The organism is Sphingopyxis granuli NBRC 100800 (assembly GCF_001591045.1).
Classification (GTDB): domain Bacteria; phylum Pseudomonadota; class Alphaproteobacteria; order Sphingomonadales; family Sphingomonadaceae; genus Sphingopyxis; species Sphingopyxis granuli.
Map to the genome: position 1 here is coordinate 1 of NZ_BCUA01000162.1, position 2434 is coordinate 2434.

Here is a 2434-nt window from a genome sequence, read left to right on the forward strand (position 1 = left end):
CGCCGCCAGTTCGGGGTCCGCCATGATCATCGAGCGGCGCATTGCGAGGCGGCCGATGCGCAGCAGTTCGGCCTTGCGGCGCGCCGGGGCGAGCGTGCAGCGCGCTGCTTCGCGCACCACCGCCGCGCCGTAACGGTCGGCGACGATCAGCCCGGAGGTTTCGGGGCGATAGGCCGCGGTGTCGAGGATCGCAGGGTCGAGCCCCGCGGCGAGCGCCCAGTAGAAATGGTCGCACCAGTCGCAATAGTCGGGCCATTTGCCGTCGCCGTGCAGGTCGGCGCGGCTGACCTTGATCTCGACGATGGTGATATGCCCGCGCGCGTCGATCGCGGTGAGGTCGGTGCGGCGGCCGTTGGGCAGCGGCACCTCCGGAATCGCGACCAGCCCCGCCTGCGCGAACAGCCGGCAGACGCCGCGTGCGACGTCGGGAGCGGTCAGGGGCGGTGCGAAATCGAGGCCCGCCATGGCGAAGCCTGCTTTCCTCTATAGTCGATCAGAACGGAACATCGTCGTCGAGGTCGTCGTCGAAGGGCGGGCGTCCGCCACCGCCGCCGCCGCCCGAGGCGCCGCCGCCCTGGTTCCAGCCGCCGCCGCCGGAAGAACCGCCGCCGCCGCCCTGTCCCCAGCTGTCGCCCGAACCCGAACCGCCGCCGCCCCAGCTATCGCCGCCGCCGCGCGATCCGCCGCCGCCGGGGGCGCCGTCGAGCATCGTCAGCGCGCCGCCCATGCCGGCGATCACCACCTCGGTCGTATAGCGGTCGTTGCCGTCGCGGTCCTGCCACTTGCGGGTGCGCAGCGACCCCTCGACATAGACCTTGCTGCCCTTCTTCAGATAGCGCTCGACGACGCCGACCAGCCCGTCGCCGTTGATGACGACATTGTGCCATTCGGTGCGCTCCTTGCGCTCGCCGGTCATCCGGTCCTTCCAGCTTTCGGAGGTGGCGATGCGGATATTGGCGATCCGGCCGCCGTTCTGGAACGACTTGATTTCGGGATCGGCGCCCAGATTGCCGATCAGGATAACCTTGTTGACGCTGCCTGCCATCGCCGCTCCGCTCCGCTTTCCAAGTTGGGGGATCAGCCGAGTCCGAAGGCGACGGCCGTCCAATAGGTGATACCAGCAGCGGCATAGGCGAGCGCGAACAAATAGCCAACCATGAACAGCGGCCATTTCCACCCGTTGGTCTCTCGCCGCGTGATCGCGATGGTCGAGATGCACTGCGGCGCGAAGACGAACCAGGCGAGGAAGGCGAGCGCGGTGGCGAGGCTCCAGCGCCCCTGGAGGCGCTCGCCGAGCGACTGGGCGACGGCTTCCTCGTCGTCGTCGGCGTCGATCGCATTGGCGGTCGCCATCGCCGACACCGCGACCTCGCGCGCCGCCATCGCCGGGATCAGCGCGAGCGCGATGTCGTGGTTGAAGCCGATCGGCCGCACCGCGACCTCCAGCCCGCTGGCGATGCGGCCCGCGATGCTGTAGTCGACCTGGCGCACGTCGCTGTCCGCCGGCGCCTGCGGAAAGGTGAGCAGCAGCCACAGCACGACGGTGGTCATCGCGATGATCGTGCCGGCACGGCGCAGGAAGATCCACGCGCGCTGCCACAGCCCGATCGCGACGTCGCGCAGCCGCGGCCATTGATAGCGCGGCATCTCCATCATGAAGCCCGCCGCGCTGCCGCGCACGACGGTGCGGCGCAGCACGAAGGCGACGACGAGCGCGCCGACGATCCCCGCGACATAGAGGCCGAACAGCACCAGCCCCTGCATCCCGATCGGCGTCCCCGCGACGCCCCGGTTCGGGATGAAGACGCCGATGATCAGCGTGTAGACGGGCAGGCGCGCCGAACAGGTCATCAGCGGCGCGATGAGGATCGTCGTCAGCCGATCCTTCTCGTCCGAGATCGACCGCGTCGCCATGATTCCGGGCACCGCGCAAGCGAAGCTCGACAGCAGCGGGATGAAGCCGCGCCCCGACAGGCCGACCTTCGCCATCAGCCCGTCCATCAGGAAGGCGGCGCGGGTCATGTAGCCCGACGCTTCGAGCAGCAGGATGAAGAGGAAGAGGATCAGGATCTGCGGCAGGAAGACGACGACCGCGCCGACGCCGGCGAGCAGCCCCTCGACGATCAGTCCGCGCACGAAGCCGTCGGGAAGCGCGGCGGTCACCGCGCCCTGCAGGGCGGCGATGCCGTCCTCGATCCAGCCGATCGGCGCTTCGGACCAGGCATAGACCGCCTGGAACATCACGAACATCAGCGCGAGCAGGATCAGGAAGCCCGCGACCGGATGGAGGATGATCGCATCGATGCGCTGCGTCCAGCGGCGCACCGGCGTTTCGGCGAGGATCGCGGCGCGCGCGAGCGCGCGGGCGCGCTGGTGGAGCGCGGCGTCGGACGGCGCCGCGGCCGGCGGCTGTGGCTCGTCCTGCGCGCGGCCC

Annotated in this window: 3 protein-coding genes; all 3 read right to left on the minus strand. The window is 70.0% G+C overall.

Annotation, left to right across the window (positions count from 1 at the left end):
- Window positions 1–465 (minus strand): MmcB family DNA repair protein (locus tag SGR02S_RS19130; RefSeq protein ID WP_067113802.1); only part of this gene is annotated, 465 nt, incomplete at its 3' end.
- Window positions 466–493: 28 nt separating this feature from the next.
- Window positions 494–1045 carry a single-stranded DNA-binding protein gene (ssb, locus tag SGR02S_RS19135; protein WP_067113803.1) on the minus strand — a complete coding sequence of 184 codons (552 nt, stop codon included), beginning with the start codon at window positions 1043–1045 and terminating at the stop codon, window positions 494–496.
- Between the two features lie 32 nt (window positions 1046–1077).
- Window positions 1078–2434: ferrous iron transporter B (gene feoB / locus SGR02S_RS19140; RefSeq protein ID WP_067113804.1), on the minus strand; the 1357-nt coding region annotated here is incomplete at its 5' end.